This window comes from Kocuria atrinae C3-8 (assembly GCF_000286355.1).
Taxonomy (GTDB): domain Bacteria; phylum Actinomycetota; class Actinomycetes; order Actinomycetales; family Micrococcaceae; genus Kocuria; species Kocuria atrinae_A.
This window is the reverse complement of the sequence record NZ_AJXN01000158.1, coordinates 1-2,682: the sequence shown is the minus strand read 5'-3', so window position 1 is coordinate 2,682 and position 2,682 is coordinate 1. Positions and strand designations below refer to the sequence as shown.

3 protein-coding genes are annotated in these 2,682 nt (G+C 60.7%); 1 reads left to right on the top strand and 2 read right to left on the bottom strand.

What is annotated here, in order from left to right:
* Positions 1-933: hypothetical protein (locus YO9_RS0114820; protein WP_016998191.1), on the top strand; the 933-nt coding region annotated here is incomplete at its 5' end.
* A 98-nt stretch (positions 934-1,031) separates the two neighbouring features.
* Here the strand turns inward: YO9_RS0114820 and YO9_RS0114815 are convergent.
* Together YO9_RS0114815 and YO9_RS0114810 are read right to left on the bottom strand one after the other, a co-directional pair.
* Positions 1,032-1,874: an IS3 family transposase gene (locus YO9_RS0114815; protein ID WP_016998190.1), complete on the bottom strand. Its 843-nt coding sequence runs from the start codon at positions 1,872-1,874 to the stop codon at positions 1,032-1,034.
* The gene (locus YO9_RS0114810; RefSeq protein WP_016998189.1) at positions 1,874-2,191 is read right to left on the bottom strand and encodes a helix-turn-helix domain-containing protein; all 318 of its coding nucleotides are present in this window, start codon (positions 2,189-2,191) and stop codon (positions 1,874-1,876) included. Before YO9_RS0114810 ends, YO9_RS0114815 begins: the two co-directional genes overlap by 1 nt.
* Positions 2,192-2,682 lie beyond the last annotated feature (491 nt).

Here is a 2,682-nt window from a genome sequence, read left to right as displayed (position 1 = left end):
TTCCGCGCGGCCTACCAGGCAGCGTCCGAGGCAACATCGGGATTCACTGAGGTGTCCCAAGAAACTCTCATCGCGATGCTCTTGGACGCGCCGGAAACGTTGCTTGTGCTACGCACCATTTTGGGGTTGACGATCCAGGAGTTCGCGAAGGCCACTGACCTCGTGGCTGAACCGCTGGGGGTGAAGCCGCTGACGCCTAGTCGGGTGCAGAGCATGGAACGCAATGGGGCTGTTGGTCCGAAGAAGACTGCGCGCGACACGGCTTTTTTGGCCGCGGCGACGATATCGGGAGCACTCGACGGCAGCCTGTTTCCGGACCCACCGGGAGAACTGAAGCCCAAGCAGCAGAAGTTCGACACAGCCCATGGCTGGGCCACCGTTGAAGAGCTCGCACGCGACGGAGTGCCTTATGACGCGTTCTTACATCAGCGACACTACGGCGGTGCGTTCCGGCAGCTCCTTGACGCTACTTCTACGAAGCGCGGAGACATCGTCGAGGACGCCGTCGAAGAACTCTTCGCGCAGCAACGCATCCCCTACATCCGCACGGGAGCTCACAACCAGGCTGATATTGCCAAGAGGTTTGGGATCAAGGTCACGCCAGCACCGGACTTCGTGGTGTTCGACCAGGCGGGCACCCTGCGCGCACTGCTCGAATGCAAGCTCGTGAACGACGGCGGCACCGCTCGCGATAAAGCGCTGCGCTTCGAGCGGCTACGCGATGAATCCATCCGGCTCAACGGAGTGCCTCTCCTAGCTGTCCTGACTGGGCTCGGATGGACACGGGTCAATGACACGCTAGGACCTGTGGTGCGCGACACTCTCGGCCGGGTGTTCACGCTCTCGACACTCACGGAGATGCTCAGCGTTGACCCGTTCCCTCAGCTCATCGGCACTGCGTCTGGGGATGAGACAGCCAGCGGTTCTGCGTAGTGCCCACCGTGCGCAAGCACTAGTCCTACGGCATAAGTGAGCCCCGGCCGTCAAGGTGAACTGGTCCCCAGTAGTTGGACTGGTCTAGCGGTTAGAGCCTATACGGCAAGGGCCTGTTCCCGGTATCGGACCGGGGGCAGGCCCTTGTTGCTGTTGTGGGGCCTGTAGTGGTTGAACCAGCGAAGGTAGTCGGTTAGTTCTTCGATGAGCTGGTCGACAGTCTCGATCTTGTCTGTGCAGAACAGCTCGTCCTTGAGGTGACCGAAAAAGCTCTCGATTACAGCGTTGTCCAGGCAGTTCCCGCGTCGTGACATCGACCCGGTCGCTCCCGCATGGTGAAGGATCTGGCTCCACGAGCGGTGCTGATACTGAAATCCTTGATCGGAGTGGACGATCGGATGTTCGCCGGGCCCGAGCCGAGCCAGAGCCTGCTGTAGCGAGGTGTTGGTCAGCTCCAGATTCGGTGAGCGTCCGATCGAGGCGCCGATGATCTGGCGATCGAAGAGGTCCATCACTGCAGACAGGTAGATCTTGTCCTCGCCGAGGTGGAACTCGGTGACGTCGGTGACCCACTTCTGGTTTGGAGCGCTCGTGGTGAATTCCCGGCGCAACAGGTTCGGGAAGGTCTTGCCGACCTCACCGGTGAACGAACGGAACCGCTTGCGCCGGATCTGGCATCTCAGTCCGAGCTCGCGCATCAGCTTGAGCACGGTTTTCTTCGCAACGATCCAGCCCTGGCTTCGGAGTTGAGCCCAGACTCGACGATGTCCGAACCGATGCCGTGACGCCTCGAAGACCTCGGTGATCGCCGTCTTAAGATCGGCCAGCGGATCCGGGGACGCCAGCCGGGCCTGGTGGTAGAAGAACGTTGACCGGGCCAGGCCGGCCGCCTCCAGAAGATCGGCGAGCTTGTGGTCTGCCTTGAGGGAAACGACGGCCATCACCTTGACCGACGTTGCTGCTCCATCAAGGCCTGTAATTTTCCCAGGTAGGCGTTCTCCGCTCGCAACCGCTCGACCTCGCGACGCAGCGCGAGGACCTCATCGGCTGACTCGGCAGCCGCCGATGGCCGCCCTCGTCGCTTCGGCTTGAGCCCGTCCTCACCCTTCTCGCGGAAGATCCGCGCCCAGACAGACACCAACAACGGAGACGAAAGATCGAATTCCTGGGCCAGAGCGGTCTTAGACTCCCCAGCGAGGAAGCGACGAGCGACCTCGACCTTTATCTCGAACGGATAAGAACGCTTCGTGGGCGGCATAAACAGCGCTCCTCTGCCTCGTATGAGCCAGCGTCGGTACAACGTCTTGACTGGCCAACGAACGACACCGAGCCGCCTGGCCACTGATGTGTCACCCCAACCAGCCTCGAACAACTCTACGGCCGACAGTCGCTGCGCCTCGGACAAAGAACTACGTGCATCCATGAAAACTCCCCGGAAGAAGGAACTGATTTCTCAGTCCAACTTCCGGGGAGCAGTTCACATCACCCCGCCCCCGGAGACCTGCACTGTGTTGCTACCAACGGACCCAGGGGAGGACCTCACTGAGCTCATCCATAGCTGCGGATTTGATCTTGTCTACCCGGAGAACGTCAGGAAGCTTGTTCGCAAACCTGTCGCATGAGAGGTGAGGTCAGACGTCTTTAGCGCCCCGAAGGTTCCCCTATATCTGATCGAGAGCATGACAAGGATCGTTGCCCCAGTGGGCCGAGATCACCAGGCCGACTGGTATACTGAACCGGCCCGGGTTT

What these genes read in the sequence shown, in the direction of transcription:
- YO9_RS0114810 (WP_016998189.1), bottom strand. Translation starts at nt 2,191, where the DNA reads ATGCCGCCCACGAAGCGTTCTTATCCGTTCGAGATAAAGGTCGAGGTC.
- YO9_RS0114815 (WP_016998190.1), bottom strand. Translation starts at nt 1,874, where the DNA reads ATGGCCGTCGTTTCCCTCAAGGCAGACCACAAGCTCGCCGATCTTCTG.